Source organism: Crossiella sp. S99.2 (assembly GCF_023094165.1).
Lineage (GTDB): Bacteria > Actinomycetota > Actinomycetes > Mycobacteriales > Pseudonocardiaceae > Crossiella.
The window spans coordinates 39,850-58,080 of record NZ_JALMDK010000005.1 but is presented as its reverse complement, the minus strand read 5'-3'; the positions used below and the strand labels follow the sequence as shown (position 1 = coordinate 58,080).

Below are 18,231 nucleotides of genomic sequence, written 5' to 3'. Positions count from 1 at the left end.
AGCCTTTTAGTTGCGGAGCATCTCCGCGACCAGGAAGGCCAATTCCAGGGACTGCTGGGTGTTCAACCGCGGGTCGCAGGCGGTCTCGTAACGACCGGCCAGGTCGTCATCGGAGATCTCCTGGGCCCCACCGAGGCATTCGGTGACGTCCTCACCGGTCAGCTCGATGTGGATGCCGCCCGGGTGGGTGCCGAGCTTGCGGTGCACCTCGAAGAAGCCCTGCACCTCGTCCACGATCCGGTCGAAGTGCCGGGTCTTGTAGCCGGTGCTGGCCTCGATGGTGTTGCCGTGCATGGGGTCGCACTGCCAGATGACCTGGTGGCCGGAGGCGGTGACCTTCTCCACGATGGGCGGCAGCACCTCGCGGACCTTGCCGTTGCCCATCCGCGAGATCAGCGTCAGCCTGCCGGGCACGTTGTGCGGGTCGAGCCGCTGCACGTACTCCACGGCCATCTCCGGCGTGGTGCCCGGCCCGATCTTGAGCCCGATCGGGTTGGCCAGCAGCTCGGCGAAGGCGATGTGCGCGCCGTCGAGCTGGCGGGTGCGCTCGCCGATCCACAGGAAGTGCGCGGACAGGTCGTACAGCTTGGGGCTGTCCCCGCTGACGTCCATCCGCAGCATCGCGCGCTCGTAGTCCAGCACGAGCGCCTCGTGGCTGGCGTACAGCTCGACGGTCTCCAGGTTGTGGTCGGTGACGCCACAGGCCTGCATGAAGCGCAGCCCGCGGTCGATCTCGGCGGCCACCGCCTCGTAGCGCTCACCCGCGGGCGAGGAGCGCACGAAGTCCTTGTTCCAGTCGTGCACGCGGTGCAGATCGGCCATGCCCGCGCTGGTCAGCGCGCGGACCAGGTTCATCGCCGCGCCGGCGTTGGCGTAGGCGCGGACCAGCCGGGACGGGTCGTGCGCGCGCGCCTCCGGAGTGGCGATCAGCGAGTTGACCATGTCGCCCCGGTAGGTGGGCAGACCCAGCGCGTCCGTGCCGGAGGAGCGGGGCTTGGCATACTGCCCAGCGATCCGGCCCACCTTGACCACCGGCATGGAAGCGCCGTAGGTCAGCACGATCGCCATCTGGAGCAGCGTCCGGATGTTGCCCCGGATGTGCGGCTCGGTGTTGTCGGCGAAGGTCTCCGCGCAGTCGCCGCCCTGGAGCAGGAACGCCTCGCCGCGGGCCACCTGGGCCAGCCGGTCGCGAAGGCGCTCGATCTCCGGCGGCACCGTGATCGGGGGAACACTCTCGAGCACGGCGCGGACGTTGCGGACCTGCTCGGGGTCGGGCCAGTCCGGCTGCTGGGCAGCGGGACGGGCGAGGGCGTCGTCGAGGCGGGTGCGCAATTCGGGCGGTAGGGGCGGCAACGCTGGCAGCGTGTCGACCGGCACGTCCACGGTCCAGTTCACGGCCCAAAGAGTACGCGGTGCTACCAGCCTCCTGACCGGTGGTACAGGACTCCCGATATCTGGAACGGAAACGTGAGAGCAGCCTCACGGAATCAATCCAGTTAGGTCAGGCTAACCTTAAGATACAGGGAGTCATCCACAGCTGAGGGAGAGTTCATGCAGCGCCCGCTTCGGGTCGCGGTCGTCGGTGCGGGTCCGGCTGGCATCTACGCGGCCGACATCCTGGCCAAGTCCGACACCCCGGTGTCCATCGACCTGCTCGACAAGCTGCCAGCCCCCTACGGCCTCATCCGCTACGGCGTGGCCCCCGACCACCCGCGGATCAAGCAGATCGTGCACGCCCTGCAGCGCGTCCTGGAACGCCCGGAGATCCGCTTCCTGGGCAACGTCAGCTACGGCACCGACCTCACCCTGGACGACCTGCGCAGGCACTACGACGTCGCGATCTTCGCCACCGGCGCCGAGAAGGACCGCGGCTTGAACATCCCCGGCGTGGACCTGGACGGCAGCTACGGCGCCGCCGACTTCGTCAGCTGGTACGACGGCCACCCCGACGTGCCGCGCGACTGGCCCCTCGTCGCCAACAGCGTCGCCGTGCTGGGCGTGGGCAACGTCGCCCTGGACGTGGCCCGCATCCTGGCCAAGTCCGCCGACGAACTGCTCACCACCGAGATCCCGGACAACGTCTACCAGGGCCTCAAGGCCAGCCCGGTCACCGACGTGCACGTCTTCGGCCGCCGCGGCCCGGCCCAGGCCAAGTTCACCCCGCTCGAACTGCGCGAACTCGACCACTCCCCCAGCGTCGAGGTCATCGTGCACCCCGAGGACATCGAGTTCGACCAGGGCAGCATGGCCGCGATCGAGAAGAGCAACCAGGTCCGCCAGGTCGTCAAGACCTTGCAGGACTGGGCCATCCGCGACCCCGGCAGCCGTCCCCGCCGCCTGCACCTGCACTTCCTGCACCGCCCGGTGGCCATCCTGGGCGACGGTGTGGTCACCGGCCTGCGCACCGAGCGGATGGAACTGGACGGCACCGGCGATGTCACCGGCACCGGGAACTTCCGGGACTGGCCGGTCCAGGCCGTCTACCGCGCGGTCGGCTACCTGAGCACGCACCTGGCCGAACTGCCCTTCGACCACGCCGCGGGCGTGGTGCCCAACGAGGCGGGCCGGATCCTCGACGGCGCGGACCAGTTCGACCGCGCCTACGTGACCGGCTGGATCAAGCGTGGCCCGGTCGGCCTGATCGGCCACACCAAGGGCGACGCGCTGGAGACGGTCAACAGCATCCTGGCCGACCTGCCCAACCTGGCCTCGGCCCCCGAACCCGCGCCGGAGCGGGTGATCGACCTGCTCACCGAACGCGGGGTCGAGTTCACCACGCTCGAAGGCTGGAACCGGCTGGACACGCACGAACTCAAGCTGGGCCTGGCCGCCGGCCGGGAGCGGATCAAGGTGGTCTCGCGGGCGGAGATGGTCGCCATCTCCGCCGGGCAGCGGACCGCGCCCGTGCACTGAACGCACCACCGGAGCTGAGCGAAGGCGGCGCTCTCGCCATTGAGAGCGCCGCTGGAAAACTCAGCCGAAGAAGACCTCGGCCTCGGCGTACCGGTCCGCCGGCACGGTCTTCAGCTCAGCGGTCGCCTCGGACAGCTTGACCCGGACGATGTCGGTGCCCTTGAGCGCCACCATCACCCCGAAGTCGCCGTCGTTGACCGCGTCCACCGCGTGCAGCCCGAACCGCGTGGCCAGCACCCGGTCGTAGGCGGTCGGCGTGCCACCGCGCTGGGTGTGCCCCAGCACCACGGCCCGCGATTCCTTGCCGGTGCGGGCCGCGATCTCCTCGGCCAGCCAGGTGCCGATGCCACCCAGCCGGACGTGCCCGAACGCGTCCTTCTCGCCGGTGATCAGGACCTCGGCCCCGTTCTCCGGCACCGCGCCCTCGGCCACCACGATGATCGGCGCGTACTCACGCTCGAACCGCCGCTGCACCCACTCGACGACCTTGTCCACACTGAACGGCTTCTCCGGCACCAGGATGACGTTGGCGCCACCGGCCAGCCCGGAGTGCAGCGCGATCCAGCCCGCGTGCCTGCCCATCACCTCGACGACCAGCGCCCGGTGGTGGGACTCCGCGGTGGTCCGCAACCGGTCGATCGACTCGGTCGCGATGTGCACCGCGGTGTCGAACCCAAAGGTGTAGTCGGTGGCGCCCAGGTCGTTGTCGATGGTCTTGGGCACGCCGACCACGCCAATGCCGTCGTCGGTCAGCCGCTTGGCCACGCCGAGGGTGTCCTCGCCGCCGATCGCGATCAGCGCGTCGACCTGGTGCTCGGCCAGCGTCTTGCGGATCGCCTCGACGCCGCCGTCCACCTTGTACGGGTTGGTCCGGGAGCTACCCAGGATCGTCCCGCCGCGAGTCAGGATGTCCTCGACCTGATCCAGCCCCAGCGGCTTGGTGTGGCCCTCGATCGGACCCTTCCACCCGTTGCGGAAGCCCAGGAACTCGTGGCCGTAGACCTCGACTCCCTTGCGGACAACCGCCCGGATCACCGCGTTCAGCCCCGGGCAGTCGCCGCCACCCGTGAGCACACCAATGCGCATCTAGTGCCTCCTCGTCACGCCGGCCATGTGACCGTCGTCTCGCGTCACCGCCGAGTGTGCCGGTAGCTGGATCGGTGCAGCAAGCGGGGTGGCTAGAACCGGCAACATCTGCGGAACTTCCGCGAAACCGGCGGAACTAAGCCCGTGCGCTCAGCGGACCGCGAAGCCCTTCCGCTGCCGGGTCTGCTCCATGATCTGCCAGCGCTGGTGGTTGTGCCGGGCGTCGGCGAGCGCGTCGTGCGCGTCCGCGGGCGGTCCGGGCAGCCGGGGCTTGCCCAGGTCCTCCCAGCGCTGCCGCAGATCCCTGGTGAATCGGGGCAGCTCCTGCGGCAACGCCGGCATGGCGCCCCAGAGCTGGGCCAGCGCCACGTGGTCGTAGGCGGCGAACCAGGCCCACAGCTCGGGCTGGTTGTCCGACTCGGTCACGAAGTCCAGCAGCTCGCGGCGGATCTGACCGCGGCTGCGCCAGTGCGGATCCGAGGGCGGGGGCAGCTGGTTGAGCACGTTCTGCCGCACCCACGGCCCGGCCCGGTCGGGATCGAACTCGGTGGACACGGCGTAGTACTCGCGGCCGTCCTCGCTCACCACCCCGATGGAGACGAGGTCGATGGTGACACCGTCCTCGATGAACTCACAGTCGTAGAAGAACCGCACCGGCCAAGGTTAGTCGCCGCCGTGGCCGACCCGCGCTCAGGCCGCCTTGCGCGCGGGCTTGGCCGCGGCAGGCGCGGGCTGCGGATCCTTGAGCTTGGCCGCGTAGACGTCCACGTACTCCTGGCCGGAGGTCTCCATCAGGGCGTACATGATCTCGTCGGTGATGGACCGCTCGATGAACCGGTCCCCGCCGAGGCCCTCGTACCGGGAGAAGTCCAGCGGCGGGAGCACCACGATCCGGATCTTGTGCGGCCGCCACATCTTGGAGCCGATCGGGTTCGCCCGGTCCGTGCCGATCATGATCACCGGCACCACCGGCACCCCGGCCTCCAGGGCCATCCGGGCCACGCCCGTCTTGCCCTTGTACAGCCTGCCGTCGGGCGAACGGGTGCCCTCGGGATAGATCCCGAGCAGCTTGCCCTCCTTGAGCAGCCGGACGCCGGTGTCCAGGGCGGCCTGCGCGGCCACCGCGCTGGACCGGTCGATGGGCACCTGGCCGAGGCCGCCGAAGAAGGCGCGCTTGAACCGGCCCTTGACGCCCTTGCCGGTGAAGTACTCCCGCTTGGCCAGGAAGGTCACCCGCCTCGGCACCATCAACGGCAGGAAGAACGAGTCGGCCACCGCCAGGTGGTTGCTGGCCAGGATGGCCCCACCGGACTCCGGGATGTGCTCAAGGCCCTGAATGGACGGACGGAAGAACAGACGCAAGATCGGCCCGAGCAGGACCCACTTCATCACCCACCACAACACCGCGGAAAGCGCCTCCCTCAAAGCCCAGACCAGGCCGGTGTACTCCAGACTACGGAGCGAGTTCGACTGCGCACAACGGCAACGCACCCGTTGACGTGCAGTGGTGACCAGACACACCCAGTTTGTTCTGCCGGTGAGGTCGTGTTTGGCGGCACCCGTGCGTGAGCGTCGGAGTCCAGGTCGTTCTTGGCGGTGCCGCTGGGGTGACCTCGTACCGGTGTTGTACGTGGTCACCCCAGCGGTGCTGCCAGGGGCGGGCTGGGCCCGGCGATCGCGTGTGGGTGCCGCCAAACACGACCTTGCGCTACCTGGACGCCTGCCGGAGGCGCCCCGGTCGTGGGACGATGGCGGATGATGAGCAACCGCGCGGAGGAGACCAACGGCCCGGAGGACGTCGACGCCGCCTTCGAGGCGATCGTCGCGGGGCTGCGCCGTGAGGGCAGCGCGCCGGAATGGCCGGAAAGCCCGGAGGCCGCGGCCAAGGCCGCCGAGGCCCCGGAGTCCACCGAGGCCGAACGCACGCCGCGCCCCGACCGCGCGGCCACCGTCGAAAAGGACGCCCCACCGTCCCGGCCCCCGGCCCCGCCCGAGGAGGACGAGGGCCACTACGAACCCCCCGAACCCCCACCCCTGCCGCCGATGCGCCGCACCACGGTCGCCTCGCTGGCCCTGATCGCCCTGGGCGTGCTGCTGTTCTTCCTGCACGGGCTGATCGGGATGCTGTGGAGCACCGCGTTCCCGCTGGGGCTGCTGCTGATCAGCGGCGGCATCGGCTGGCTGGTGGTCAACATGCGCAAGGGCCCGCCCCCGGACTCCGGCTGGGACGACGGCGCGCAGGTCTGAGCCCGCCCCCGCCGAGTTGGCCCAAGTCGTACGCCCGGTTGGCCCCACTGGCCGTCCCGCTTTGGCCAACTCGTCTGGTCCGGCGGGAGCCAGCTCACAGGGCCGGCCGTAACACGGTGAACTACGCCACGAACTGGGCTTATCCGTTTGTGTACCGATTCAGCCGAGCCGTATTCTGAGACTCGTCAGAACCGATACAGACACGGAAGGCAGGTCCGGACTCCATGGATCAGCTCCAGGCCATGTGGCTCGCCAAGGCGCTCGCCGAGACGAGCTGGGCGCGTGAGCAGAAGCAGCACCGTCGCAACACCACCGGTGGCCTCCGCCGCCGCCTGTTCCGCCGTAGCGGCCGCTGAAGTAGCGGCGCCTGACCGGCAGCGTCGCCGGTTCAGCCAGGCGTTTCCTCTTGCCGGACCCGTGCCTTCGCGCCGGGTCCGTTGTCTTTTCGAAGGTGTCCCGGCTCCTGGGTCAGACCCGGGCGACCAGGTCCGCGGCCAGCGCGGCCGCGCCCACGATGCCGGCGTCGTCGCCGAGCTGGGCCGGGCGGATGCGGGCCAGCGGCCGGTGGCCGGCCCCGGTGACCTGCTTGGCGTAGTGCTCGCGGGCCTCGTCCAGGAACAGCGGCGCGGATTCGGACACCCCGCCGCCGATCACCACGACCTCCGGGTCGTAGACGTCGGCGACCAGGGCCAGGCCCTCGCCCAGCCAACGGGCCAGTTCGGCGAAGGCGCGCAGTGCCAAGGGGTCGCCCTCGCGGGCCGCGCCTGCCACCGCGCGACCGGTGACGGTGCGGCCGTCCCGGACGGGTTCGCGGGCCAGCACGGTGGACAGGCCGGGTTCGGTGGCCAGCAGTTCGACCGTGGTCGCGGCCAGCGCGGTGCCCGAGCAGTAGCGCTCCCAGCAGCCCCGCTTGCCGCACGGGCACGGGCGACCGCCGGGCACCACCCGCAGGTGGCCGAGTTCGGGGGCGACGCCGTGCGCGCCGCGGAAGACCTCGCCGTCGATCAGCAGCGCGCCGCCGATGCCGGTTCCTAGGGCGACCATCACCGCCACCCGGGCGCCGCGGGCGGCGCCGAAGCGGTATTCGGCCATGGCGGCGGCGTTGGCGTCGTGTTCGAGCACCACGGGCAGCCGCAGCTTGCGGGACATCCGGTCCGCGACCGGGGCCTGCCGCCAGGCCAGGTGCGGGGCGAAGCGCACCCCGCGCCGGTCCTCGGTGACGAAACCGGCCACGGCCAGGCCGACCGCGGACACCTCGTGCCGGTGGGTCAGCTGGGCCACCACCGAGCTGATCGCGTTCTCCAGCGCGTCCTGCCCGGCCGGGGTGGCGGTGCGGGCGGTGTCCAGCACGGATCCGTGGTTGTCGACGACTCCCGCGCGCACCGTGGTCCCGCCGACATCGATGCCGACAGTCAGCACTCCCGCTCCACGGTGATCCGCTGCACCCGGGGCGTGCCCGGCGGCGGTGCGGGCTGATCGGCAGGGGGCGGCCCGGCGGCGTCCTCGTGCTCGGGGCGGGGCTCGGCCGGGGGCGCGGGGACGCGTTCCTCCATGGCCGAGCGCAGGGTGCCGAGCAGTCCGGCCAGGTGGTCGGCGGCGCGCACGGCCAGCTCCGGCCGCTCGCCACGGACCATCGCGATGGCCGCGCACAGCGGGCACCAGCCGCAACTGGCCGGGTTGTGTCCCTCCGGCGGCGCGTCGGCGGCGATCTTGCGCAGCCAGGGCACGGCGCGGTCGGCCACGGCGTCCAGCAACATTCTGGCCTCCTCGGCCAGCCGGTTCTGTCCGTCGCCGGGGGTGTTCTGCTCGTTCATCGCCTCACCGCATCCAGAGCCGGGGGTCGGGCTGGAACCGCACGGTGAGTCCCTCGGACCCGGCCGCCGCCCCGGTCACCTCGCATCGCCGCAGCACCGCGGGCAGCGCGACGAGTTTGCGCCTGCCGTCCACGGTGACCACCAGATCATCGTCCACTCTGGCCAGGTCCACAGTGGACTCGGCCAGCAGCGGCAACGCCAGGTGCAGCTCGTACCTGGCCTCCAGGCCGCGGCCGGTGCCGCTGACCGAGACCAGCGGCGGCCGGGCGGCGCCGGCCAGGGGATCGCCCTGGCCGTACAGCTCGGCGGCCAGTTCCAAGAGCGCGGCCACGCCGACCGGTTCTTCGGCGCGGTGCTCGACGGTGCGCACCGGCACCTCGGTGGCCTCGTGCAGTTCGGCCAGCACGGTGTCCTGTTCGCCGCGCCGGGTGCGCAGCCACTGCGCGGCGGGCCCGCGACCGGCCGCGCCGAAGTCGGGCAGCACCCGGTTGGCGACCAGTCCGTCCACCCGGATGCCCTGCAGCGCGAGCGCGGTCAGCGTGCGCCGGGTCTCGGCGGTGACCACCCGTTCCGGCGTCAGCACCAGCCGGACGCTGGTGTGTTCGGGGCTGACCAGCAGGTCGCGCAGGGCCTCCAGGCGGATGGCGAGCCTGCCGAGGGCCTCGGCGGCGGCGTCCCACTTCTCCACGGTGGCGCTGCCCGCGACCCCGGCGAGCAGCCCGCGGACCACCCGGCGGTGGGTCGGGAAGAGCCTTTCCAGGTAGCCGGCGAAGGCTTCGGGCAGGGCCAGCAGGCGCAGCGTCTCGGCGGTGGGGCCGCAGTCCACGATCACGGTCTCCCACGGGCCCAGGCGGGCGGCGCGTTCGACCTCGGCGAGGGCGAGCAGCTCCTCCACGCCGGGCAGCACGGTCAGCTCCTCGGCGTCCAGCTCGTCCACACCGGCCCCGGCGAGCACGGTGTGCAGGTGCCCACGCAGCTCCTGCCAGGCCCCGTCGACCAGCCCGCGGGCGTCGATCTGCGCCGCGTACAGCCCGCTCGCGCCCTCGACCTCGGCCGGGGCCGAGGTCAGTGGCGCGCCGAGCGCGTCGGCCAGGGAGTGCGCGGGGTCGGTGGAGACGACCAGCGCCTTGTGGCCGTCTGCCGCGAGGCGGGCGGCCGTCGCGGCGGCGAGGGTCGTTTTGCCCACCCCGCCCTTACCGGTGAACAGCAGGACACGCACGAGGAACGATTCTCCGTGACGCGGGTTCAGCCGGTGCTCTCGACCCGGCGCTTGAGGTTCTTCAGCGCGATGTCCATGATCATCTTCTCCGCCTTGCGCTTGAACAGCCCGATCATCGGGATGGCCAGCTCGACGGTGAGCGAGTAGGTGACCTTGGTGCCGGAACCCTCGGCGGCCAGCTGGTAGCGCCCGTTCTGGGCCTTCTGCATGGTGCCCTTGACCAGGTTCCAGCCCAGCGAGCGGTTGTCGTCGCTGTACTCGTAGGCGAGCACGTACTCGTCCTTGAACGCGCCGGCGTCCACCTTGAACCGGACCTGGCTCGGGCGGTCCGCGTCATCGGTGTCCAGCACCTCGACAGCCTTGAACTGGTCGGCCCAGTCGGGGTAGCTGACGAAGTCGGAGATCACCGCCATGATCTCCTCGGGCGAGGCGTCGATGACGATGGACTGGGTGGACTGGTCGGCCATGTCGGGGAGGTTACCGCGTTCGGGGGTCACCACCGCAGCACGTACGGCAGCTCCCGGCGCTGGAAATGACCCACGTTGACGCATTCGGTCCGCCCGATCCGGATCCGCTGGGCCAGCGGCTGATGCACGTGCCCGAACACCGACCAGCGCGGCCGGTCCCGGTCAATGACCTCCAGGATGGCCCGGGAGCCGAACTCGGCCCGGCGTGCGATCACGTCGTAGGTCAGTTCGGCCCGTGCCGGAGGAATATGCGTGCAGAGCACGTCGACCGCGGTGAGATCGAGCACAGCCTCGGCGTACTCCTGCTCCGAACGCAGGTAGGGCAGCCAGGGCGCCTGCTTGGGCAGGCTGGTGCCGGGGGCCAGCAGCGCCCCGCCGACAAAGCCGAAGCGCAGCCCGCCGATCTCGGTCACATCCCCGTCGAGGACCTGGAGATCAGCCCCGGCGAACTCTTTCCACAGGTAGGGCAGGTCGACGTTGCCGGGGGTGGCATAGGTCGGCGCGGTCATCGCGCCGAACATGGCCGCGTACTGCTCCCGCGCCGCCTCCTCGATCACCGCGCCCGCGTCGGCCAGCCCGGCCCACAGCGAGCGCACGAACGCCCCGGCCTCACCCCGCCGCCCGCCCTTGCGCAACTCGGCGAACTGGCGGACCTTCTCCGCGCCGAAGACCGCGCCGAAGATCCCGCGCTCGTGCTGGTGGTAGTCGACGAAGTCCAGCAGGTCGCCGAGCACGACCAGCGCGTCCGCCCCGTCCCCTGCCCTGGCCAGCGCGTCGGCGTTGCCATGGACGTCGGAGACCACATGAACTCGCACACAACGACTTTAGGTCGCGGTGGCTTCCGCTTTCGCGTTGCGCTCGAACTTCGACCACGGCGTCCCCGCACCCGCCCCGCAGTACCCGCAGTTCTGCCCGGAGAACAGCCCGCGTGCCTGGCTGTCGCCCAGGAGCTGCCAGCGGAACCAGGCCGTCACCGGCCCGCGCAGGTCGAAGCTGGCCAGGTGCCCGGCGCCACGCAGTTCGCCGAAGATCGCGGGCACCTGCCCGGCCCGCGCGTACTGGCTCCACACCACCGGCGAGCCCACCACAAGATCGTGCTGCCCCGCGGTGAAGAACGCGGGTCCACGCAGGTTGCCCGGGTTGTTGAACGGCCCGCCGAACAGCGGCGCGACGGTGTCCACCCGCGGGTCCGCGCCAGCGCCGATCGCGGCCCCGCCGCCGAGGGAGTGCCCGGTGGCGCCGACCCGGTCCAGGTCGACCTTGCCCGCGTAGACGCTGCCCGGCTTGGCGTTCTCGGCGGTCAGGTGGTCGAGTCCGGCGAGCAGCGGTTGGCCGGAACCGGACTGGCCCTCGCCGGCGGCGACGATGAAGCCGTGCGAGGCGAAGTGGGTGAGCAGCGGGGCGTATGCCTCGACGGTGCCCAGCGCGCCGTTGGCCCAGAGCAGCACCGGGTGCTTGGCGCAGCCGAGGGTGCCGAGGGTGGTGGGGCGGAAGAGGGTGTGGCCGTTGCCGGTGGAGGCGCTGGTGACGGCGAAGGGGCCGGGGGCGGACCAGTTGCCGTTGACCGACGGGCAGGCGACCGGAGCGGCGGCCACGGGGGTGATCACCGTGGTGGCCAGCAGGGCCGCGGCGACAGCGGCGAACCGCTGGAGAGTTCTCATGCCCCTTTGGTACTGGGTTTGCCGGGCAGGATCGACGGCGGCCGGGCAAGAGGGGCCGATGGTGCGGTCAGCGCTGACCGGGCGGCCGCCCGGACGGGCCTGCGCTAGTTGAGGTGGTTCAGATCGACGGTGATCGGGAACGGCGCACTGGTGGAGAAGACGCCGGTGGCCCTGGGCTCGTCCTGGTAGCCGAACTTCCCGGCCAGTCGGCACGAGACCAGTGCGACGGGCTCGCCGACATCGAGAATCCAGTAGTGCGGGATTCCCGCGTCGGCGTAGTCCTGGCGTTTGAGCACGTGGTCGGTCCGCCGGGAGTCACGCGCCGCGACCTCGACGGCGAGCACCACCTCATCAGCGCGGATCATGCCGCCCTCGGCTCGTACCCGGGGCAGGCACGCCTGGTCGACAACCACCAGATCCGGTCGCCGGGACGATCCCGGCTGATCAGCCGGGGCCAGCTCCAGGTCGATGTCGACCCGGCAGATCAGTTCGACGCCCGCCGGTAGTTGCCTGGTCAGCTGGTCCGCGAACCGCTGTGCGGTCCGGGCATGCGTGACGTCCTGGTTCGGCGACATCACCACCCGGCCCTCCTGGAGTTCGCTGTAGCCGAACTCGATCTCGCCCAGGGCCTGGTACTCGGCGATGGTCAGCAGGCGACCCAGCGCGGCACCGGCGAGCGCCGACCGGTCGAGGCTCACCGTGCGCCGCGGGCGTTCTCGTAGATCTCGATGTAGCGCTCCACCGGAACCTGGGCCACCACCTCGCCGATCAGCTCCAGCGGCAGGTCGGTCAGCTTCTTGAAGCGCACGCAGGACTTGCCCATGTTGAGCTTGCGCCCGGTGGCCTCGAACCGCGCCCGGAACTCCTCGGCCCCGTCCGCCTGGCCGTAGATCCCCATCAGGTACAGCGACAGGTATTGCTTCTGCGAGGCCAGCGCGACGTAGCCGAGCGGGTGGCCGTTGTAGGTCTTGGGGTAGCGGCTCAGTGGGATGTGCCAGCAGATCATCCCGAAGTCCATGCCCTCGGCGTAGCCCTCGGGCAGGTTCGCCAGCACCACCTCGCGGACGGCGGCGACGATCTCGCGCCGGTCCGCCGGCAGTTCGGCCAGGTACTCCTCGACGGTGTCCGCGCTGCTCTGCATGCAGGCAGGCTAGGGCGCGACACCGACAGCGCGCCCGGCTTCCAGCAGGTCCTTCCAGGTGAAGGCGACCTTTTTCTGGGCTCGCTGGCGGCGCACGGTCTCGCGCTGGGCCTCGCGCGGGGTGAACGGGACCTCTCCCGGCCGGTCGGCGCGCAGGAAGTAGTGCACCACGGTGCCGTCCAGCACGGCTTCCAGCCACAGTTCCATGGTGCCGGTGAGCGCGCCGGAGACCGTCCAGCGCAGGCCCTCGGCGCCGCGGTCGGCGTAGACAGACAGTTCCAGGTCCGGCCAGTACTCGCGCCAGGCGGCCGGATCGGCCAGGCTGGCGGCCAGGGTGGACGGCGGGACCGTGATGAAGAGTTCGTCGACCACGTCTACCGAGGACATGGGACGAAGCGTGCCATAACGGCCACAGGTGGGTTACGCCCTATTGTCACAGCGTCACAAAGAGCTAGGTTAACCCGTCAGTAACACCGTCCCCCCGTTAGCGAGGTTGACGTGCGAGAGTTCAGCGTCCCGGCCACCGCCACCGTGGCCGATGAGGAGAACCTCACCGACATGGTGCAGGCCAACGCCGAGCGGTTCGCCACAGCGGTGAGTTTCCGCAGACGGGTGGATGGCACCTGGCTGGACGTGACCGCCAAGGACTTCGCGGCCGAGGTCGTCGCGGTGGCCAAGGGCTTCATCGCGGCGGGCATCCAGCAGGGCGACCGGATCGGTCTGCTGTCCAAGACCCGCTACGAGTGGACCCTCTTCGACTACGCGATCTGGTTCGCCGGCGCGGTCAGCGTGCCGATCTACGAGACCTCGGCGGCCGCCCAGGTCGAGTGGAACCTGTCCGACTCGGGGGCGCGCGCGGTGGTCGTGGAGACCGCGGCGCACCGCAGCACCCTGGACGGGGTGCGCGGCAACCTGCCCGAGCTGAAGCACGTGTGGCAGGTCGAGGCCGGCGCGGTGGCCGAACTGGTCGAGGCGGGCAAGGACATCCCCGACGCCGAGGTGCACGCCCGGCGCGCGGCGGTCCGGGCCGATGACCTGGCCACCATCATCTACACCTCCGGGACCACCGGCCGCCCCAAGGGCTGCGAGCTGTCCCACCGCAACCTGCTCTCCGAGATCCGCGCCGCCATCTCCGCCTTCCCCACCCTGTTGCAGGCCGGGAACTCGCTGCTGGCCTTCCTGCCGCTGGCGCACGTGCTGGCCAGGGTGCTGGCGGTGTGCGCGGTCTACACCCGCACCACGGTCGGGCACACCGCCGATGTGAAGAACCTGGTCGCCGACCTCGGCACGTTCCGCCCGACCCTGGTGGTCTCGGTGCCGCGGGTGTTCGAGAAGGTCTACAACGGCGCCAAGCAGAAGGCGCACGGCGACGGCAAGGGCAAGATCTTCGACCTGGCCGAGGCCACCGCGGTGGCCTACAGCGAGGCGGCCGACCACGGCGGCGCCGGGCTCGGGCTCAAGATCAAGCACGCGATCTTCGACAAGCTGGTCTACGTCAAGCTGCGCAACGCCCTCGGCGGCCGCTGCCAGGCCGCGGTCTCCGGCGGCGCGCCGCTGGGCACCCGGCTGGCGCACTTCTTCCGCGGCGTCGGCGTCACCGTCTACGAGGGCTACGGCCTCACCGAGACCAGCGCCGCGGCCTGCGTGAACACCCAGGACGCGATCCGGATCGGCTCGGTCGGCCGCCCGGTGGCGGGCACCTCGGTGCGCATCGACGAGGACGGCGAGGTGCTGATCAAGGGCGAGATCGTCTTCCAGCGCTACTGGAAGAACGAGGCGGCCAGCGCCGAGGCCGTCCGGGACGACTGGTTCCACACCGGTGACCTGGGCGAACTCGATGACGAGGGCTTCCTCAGCATCACCGGCCGGAAGAAGGAGATCATCGTGACCGCGGGCGGCAAGAACGTCGCCCCCGCGGTGCTGGAGGACCGGCTCCGGGCGCACCCGCTGATCAGCCAGTGCATGGTGGTCGGCGACCGGCAGCCCTTCATCGCCGCGCTGATCACGGTGGACCCGGAGTTCTTCCCGGCCTGGAAGAAGCAGCACGGCAAGCCCGAGGCCGCCACCGTGGCCGAGTTGAGCGAGGACGCGGACCTGCGCGGGGAGATCGAGGCCGCGGTGGCCGAGGCCAACCAGGCGGTGTCCAACGCGGAGGCGATCAAGAAGTTCCGGATCCTGCCGGTGGACTTCACCGAGGCCGGTGGCGAGCTGACGCCGAGTCTGAAGCTGCGCCGGAACGTGGTGAACGAGACCTACTCGACCGAGATCACCGGCATGTACAGCCAGAAATAAATATCGGGTGACCCGCGCTTCGTCCCCCTGTAGCGCGGGCCACCCGGCCCCCCTGGCAAGAAGATTGCCGGACGGCGCTGTCGTCTCGCTGACGTGTGGCTAACGCGGCGGCCTACAGTGTTCGGGGCACGCTCCACCCGGGTTTCATGGTGCCCGCAACCAGGGCACAGGGGGAAGGATTTGATGGAATCAGCGCCCAAGGAGGTGGTTTTCCGGATTCTCGGACCGGTCGAGGTCCGCCGAGGCGGACTGCCGATCGAGGTCCGGGCCGGAAAACACCGGGCGCTGCTGGCCACCCTGCTGCTGCGGGCCAACCAGGTGGTGCCGCTGGAGGAGCTGACCGACCGGATCTGGGGCGAGTACCCGCCCGCCCGCGCCCGCGGCACCCTGCAGACCTACGTGATGCGGCTGCGCCAGGCCCTGGGCGACGAACCCGGCCCCGACCAGCTCGTGCACACCCGGCCTGAGGGCTACCTGATCCGGCTCACCCCCGCCCAGCTCGACCTGTTCGCCTTCCGCGAGCTGCTGGAACAGGGCCGGGCACTGGCCGCGCAGGGCGATCCGGCCGGGGAGGCCGACCGGCTGCGGGCGGCGCTGGCGCTCTGGCGCGGCGAGGCGCTCACCGGGGTGCCCTCGGACGCGCTGCGCCGGGACGAGGCGCCCCGGCTGGCCGAGGAACGACTGCAGGTCCTGGAACGGCGGATCGAGGTGGACCTGCAGCTGGGCCGGCACACCGAACTCGCCGGTGAGCTGCAGCGGCTCACCGCCGAGCACCCGCTGCGCGAGCGGTTCTGGCACCAGCTCATGCTCGCCCTCTACCGCTGCGACCGGCAGGCCGAGGCGCTGCGCACCTTCCACCAGGTCAGCGACACCCTGGCCGAGGAACTGGGCATCGACCCCGGTGAGGCGCTGCGCCAGCTGCACCGGGCGATCCTGGTCAACGACCCCGCGCTGGCCGCGCCCTGCCCGGTCGACCCCGCCGCCACCGCCGAGGCGCCACGGGCCGGGGTGCCGCGTCAGCTCCCGCCCGACCTGGCCGACTTCGTGGGCCGCGAGCCGGAACTGACCCAGATCGGCGAGCTGCTGGCCGGGGCGGCGCCGGGCACCGCGGCGCCGATCGTGGTGCTCTCCGGACCGCCAGGCATCGGCAAGACCGCGCTGGCTGTGCGGGCCGCGCACCGGCTCGGCGAGCGGTTCCCGGACGGGCAGCTGCACATCAACCTGCGCGGCCATGCCACCAGCAGGCCGATGACCGTGGCCGAGGCGCTCGCGCACTTCCTGCGGGTGCTCGGAGTGGCGCAGAAGCAGATCCCGGCCGAGATCGAGGAGCAGGCCGCGCTGTACCGGTCGCTGCTCACCGGCCGCCGGATGCTGGTGGTGCTGGACAACGCGGCCGCCGCCGACCAGGTCCGGCCGCTGCTGCCCGCCGAGGCGCGCTGCGGGGTGCTGGTGACCAGCCGGGACGACCTGCGCGGGCTCACCGCGCTGCAGGGCGCGCGCAGGCTCACCCTGGAGGTGCTGGACCGGCCGGAGGCTCGCGGGCTGCTGGCCGCCATCCTCGGGCCGGAGCGGGTGGCCGCCGAACCCCTAGCGGCGGACGCGCTGGCCGAACTGTGCGCCCGGCTGCCCCTCGCCTTGCGGATCGCCGCGGCCAACCTGGTCAGCAACCCCCGGCACACCCTCGGCGGCTACCGGGACGAACTGCGCGCGGGCACCATCGCCGCGCTGAGCATCGACGGCGACGACCAGACCGCGGTGCACGCCGCCTTCGACCTGTCCTACACCGCGCTGCCCGCCGACGCCCGCCGCCTGTTCCGGCACCTCGGCCTGGTGCCCGGCCCCGACTTCACCGCCCAGGCCGCCGCCGCGCTGGCCGGGATCGACCTGGCCGAGGCGGACCGGCTGCTGGACCGGCTGGCCGCGGCCAACCTGGTCGGCCACCTCTCCGACCCTGCCCCGCGCACCGGACGTTTCCACTTCCACGACCTGCTCCGCCGCTACGCCCTGGACCTGGGCGAGGAAGAGGACTCCGGCGCGGACCTGGCCGCGGCCAGACGGCGGCTGTTCGCGGCCTACCTGGCCGGCGCGGACCACGCGATCCGGCGGCTCTACCCCGACGCGCTGCTGCTGCCCAGGGACGCCGAGGACGTCCCCGCGCCCGAGTTCGACACCGGCCCGGCCGCGCTGGCCTGGCTGGACACCGAACGCGCCAACCTGCTCGCCGCGGTGCACCACGCCGCCGACCACGGGCCGCCGGAGACCGCCTGGCACCTCATCGACTCGCTGCGGCTGTACTTCTACGCGCACCGGCACACCGCGGAATGGCTGGCCGCCGGGCACGCCGCGCTGCGCGCCGCCCAGCAGCACGGCGAGGTCGAGGCCGCCGCGACCATGCACCACAACATCGGCACCGCGCACAGCAACGGCGGCGACTACCAGCAGGCCGTCGAGCACTTCCAGCGCGCGCTGAGCCTGCGCGCCGGCCGGCCGCGCACGGTGGCCACCGCCAAGGCCACCGCCACCACGCTGAACAACCTGGGCATCGCGCACGCGGTGTTCGGCAGGCTCACCGAGGCCGCCGACCACCTGCTCCAGGCGGTCACCCTGCACCGCGAACTCGGCGCGGCGGCCCTGGCGCACAGCACCCTGGTCAACCTCTCCATCGTGCTGGCCGACCTCGGCAGGCTGCGCACCGCCGCCGCGCACCTGGGCGAGGCGCTGGACTTCTACGCCGACCACGGCTCCCGCTACGACCAGGCCAACACCCAGGAGGCGCTGGCCAGGGTGCACCTGGACCTGGGCGAGCACGCCGAAGCCGCCCGGCACGCCGAGGCCGCGCTGGCCAACGCGCGCACGGTGGACGACCGGCGCACCGAATGCGACGCGCTGTGCACCCAGGCCGCCCTGCACCTGGCCGCCGGCGAGCACACCGCCGCGCTGCGCGCCGCCACCGGCTCACTCGGCCTGGCCCGCGACATCGCGCACGCCGGCACCGAGATCGACGCGCTGATCGTGCTCACCCAGGCGCACACCGCCGCGGGCGCCGCCGAGGAGGCACTGCACTGCGGCCGGGAGGCCGAACGGGTGGCCCGCGCGGCAGGCCGGCAGGTCAAGATCGGCCAGGCGCTGACCGCGCTGGCCGCGGCCGCGCTGGCCGGCGGCGGCGCGGGCGTGGCCCTGGCCACCGCACAGCAGGCCCTGGACCTGCACACCGAGACCGGGCACCGGCTCGGCGAGGCCCGCACGCTGCTGATCATCGCCGACGGCCTGGCCCTCGGCGCGGACACCGCCGCGGCCCAGTCCTACCGGCAGCGGGCCGACGCGCTCTTCGCCGAGTTGTGGGGGCGGCACCGGGAACCCGCTGGGGTCGAGTAGACAGATCAGCGGAGAG

At 71.7% G+C, this 18,231-nt stretch carries 18 protein-coding genes; 5 read left to right on the top strand and 13 right to left on the bottom strand.

Annotated features, from left to right (window positions below; translation table 11 throughout):
• Positions 1 to 6: 6 nt before the first annotated feature.
• Positions 7 to 1,395, bottom strand: coding sequence for a class II 3-deoxy-7-phosphoheptulonate synthase (locus tag MZC64_RS20040; RefSeq protein WP_247758837.1), 1,389 nt, complete (start codon positions 1,393 to 1,395; stop codon positions 7 to 9).
• Positions 1,396 to 1,551: 156 nt separating this feature from the next.
• Between MZC64_RS20040 and MZC64_RS20035 the strand changes: the two genes are divergently transcribed.
• On the top strand, positions 1,552 to 2,913 hold the full coding sequence (locus tag MZC64_RS20035) for an FAD-dependent oxidoreductase (protein ID WP_247758838.1): 1,362 nt from the start codon (positions 1,552 to 1,554) through the stop codon (positions 2,911 to 2,913).
• Positions 2,914 to 2,973: 60 nt separating this feature from the next.
• Here the strand turns inward: MZC64_RS20035 and MZC64_RS20030 are convergent, their stop codons facing one another.
• From MZC64_RS20030 to MZC64_RS20020, 3 genes are all read right to left on the bottom strand, one after another.
• On the bottom strand, positions 2,974 to 3,999 hold the full coding sequence (locus MZC64_RS20030; RefSeq protein ID WP_247758839.1) for a 6-phosphofructokinase: 1,026 nt from the start codon (positions 3,997 to 3,999) through the stop codon (positions 2,974 to 2,976).
• A 150-nt stretch (positions 4,000 to 4,149) separates the two neighbouring features.
• Positions 4,150 to 4,653 (bottom strand): polyadenylate-specific 3'-exoribonuclease AS, encoded by a 504-nt coding sequence (locus MZC64_RS20025; protein ID WP_247758840.1) that lies wholly within the window; start codon positions 4,651 to 4,653, stop codon positions 4,150 to 4,152.
• Positions 4,654 to 4,689: 36 nt separating this feature from the next.
• Positions 4,690 to 5,403, bottom strand: coding sequence for a lysophospholipid acyltransferase family protein (locus tag MZC64_RS20020; RefSeq protein WP_247758910.1), 714 nt, complete (start codon positions 5,401 to 5,403; stop codon positions 4,690 to 4,692).
• 354 nt (positions 5,404 to 5,757) lie between these two features.
• Here MZC64_RS20020 and MZC64_RS20015 point away from each other — a divergent pair, with 354 nt between their 5' ends.
• The gene (locus MZC64_RS20015) at positions 5,758 to 6,246 is read left to right on the top strand and encodes a hypothetical protein (RefSeq protein ID WP_247758841.1); all 489 of its coding nucleotides are present in this window, start codon (positions 5,758 to 5,760) and stop codon (positions 6,244 to 6,246) included.
• A 224-nt stretch (positions 6,247 to 6,470) separates the two neighbouring features.
• Positions 6,471 to 6,602 (top strand): hypothetical protein, encoded by a 132-nt coding sequence (locus MZC64_RS47920; RefSeq protein ID WP_282105624.1) that lies wholly within the window; start codon positions 6,471 to 6,473, stop codon positions 6,600 to 6,602.
• A 112-nt stretch (positions 6,603 to 6,714) separates the two neighbouring features.
• On the opposite strand, the gene MZC64_RS20010 is transcribed toward MZC64_RS47920, so the two are convergent.
• The 9 genes from MZC64_RS20010 to MZC64_RS19970 form a co-directional block, all read right to left on the bottom strand.
• Positions 6,715 to 7,665 (bottom strand): ROK family glucokinase, encoded by a 951-nt coding sequence (locus MZC64_RS20010; RefSeq protein WP_247758842.1) that lies wholly within the window; start codon positions 7,663 to 7,665, stop codon positions 6,715 to 6,717.
• Positions 7,659 to 8,060, bottom strand: coding sequence for a hypothetical protein (locus tag MZC64_RS20005; RefSeq protein WP_247758843.1), 402 nt, complete (start codon positions 8,058 to 8,060; stop codon positions 7,659 to 7,661). Before MZC64_RS20005 ends, MZC64_RS20010 begins: the two co-directional genes overlap by 7 nt.
• Before the next feature lie 4 nt (positions 8,061 to 8,064).
• The gene (locus tag MZC64_RS20000; RefSeq protein ID WP_247758844.1) at positions 8,065 to 9,279 is read right to left on the bottom strand and encodes an ArsA family ATPase; all 1,215 of its coding nucleotides are present in this window, start codon (positions 9,277 to 9,279) and stop codon (positions 8,065 to 8,067) included.
• Positions 9,280 to 9,305: 26 nt separating this feature from the next.
• Positions 9,306 to 9,746 carry an SRPBCC family protein gene (locus tag MZC64_RS19995; RefSeq protein ID WP_247758845.1) on the bottom strand — a complete coding sequence of 147 codons (441 nt, stop codon included), beginning with the start codon at positions 9,744 to 9,746 and terminating at the stop codon, positions 9,306 to 9,308.
• Positions 9,747 to 9,772: 26 nt separating this feature from the next.
• A complete protein-coding gene (locus MZC64_RS19990) occupies positions 9,773 to 10,561 on the bottom strand; it encodes a metallophosphoesterase (protein ID WP_247758846.1) in 789 nt (262 codons plus the stop codon).
• 9 nt (positions 10,562 to 10,570) lie between these two features.
• On the bottom strand, positions 10,571 to 11,407 hold the full coding sequence (locus tag MZC64_RS19985; protein ID WP_247758847.1) for an acetylxylan esterase: 837 nt from the start codon (positions 11,405 to 11,407) through the stop codon (positions 10,571 to 10,573).
• Between the two features lie 104 nt (positions 11,408 to 11,511).
• The gene (locus tag MZC64_RS19980; RefSeq protein ID WP_247758848.1) at positions 11,512 to 12,105 is read right to left on the bottom strand and encodes a Uma2 family endonuclease; all 594 of its coding nucleotides are present in this window, start codon (positions 12,103 to 12,105) and stop codon (positions 11,512 to 11,514) included.
• Positions 12,102 to 12,548 carry an iron chaperone gene (locus MZC64_RS19975; protein ID WP_247758849.1) on the bottom strand — a complete coding sequence of 149 codons (447 nt, stop codon included), beginning with the start codon at positions 12,546 to 12,548 and terminating at the stop codon, positions 12,102 to 12,104. Before MZC64_RS19975 ends, MZC64_RS19980 begins: the two co-directional genes overlap by 4 nt.
• A gap of 9 nt (positions 12,549 to 12,557) precedes the next feature.
• Positions 12,558 to 12,935 (bottom strand): polyketide cyclase / dehydrase and lipid transport, encoded by a 378-nt coding sequence (locus MZC64_RS19970; protein WP_247758850.1) that lies wholly within the window; start codon positions 12,933 to 12,935, stop codon positions 12,558 to 12,560.
• Positions 12,936 to 13,046: 111 nt separating this feature from the next.
• Here MZC64_RS19970 and MZC64_RS19965 point away from each other — a divergent pair, with 111 nt between their 5' ends.
• Both MZC64_RS19965 and MZC64_RS19960 read left to right on the top strand, forming a co-directional pair.
• Entirely contained in the window at positions 13,047 to 14,840 is a 1,794-nt protein-coding gene (locus MZC64_RS19965; RefSeq protein ID WP_247758851.1) for an AMP-dependent synthetase/ligase, read from the top strand.
• Positions 14,841 to 15,023: 183 nt separating this feature from the next.
• Positions 15,024 to 18,215 carry a BTAD domain-containing putative transcriptional regulator gene (locus MZC64_RS19960; protein ID WP_247758852.1) on the top strand — a complete coding sequence of 1,064 codons (3,192 nt, stop codon included), beginning with the start codon at positions 15,024 to 15,026 and terminating at the stop codon, positions 18,213 to 18,215.
• Positions 18,216 to 18,231 lie beyond the last annotated feature (16 nt).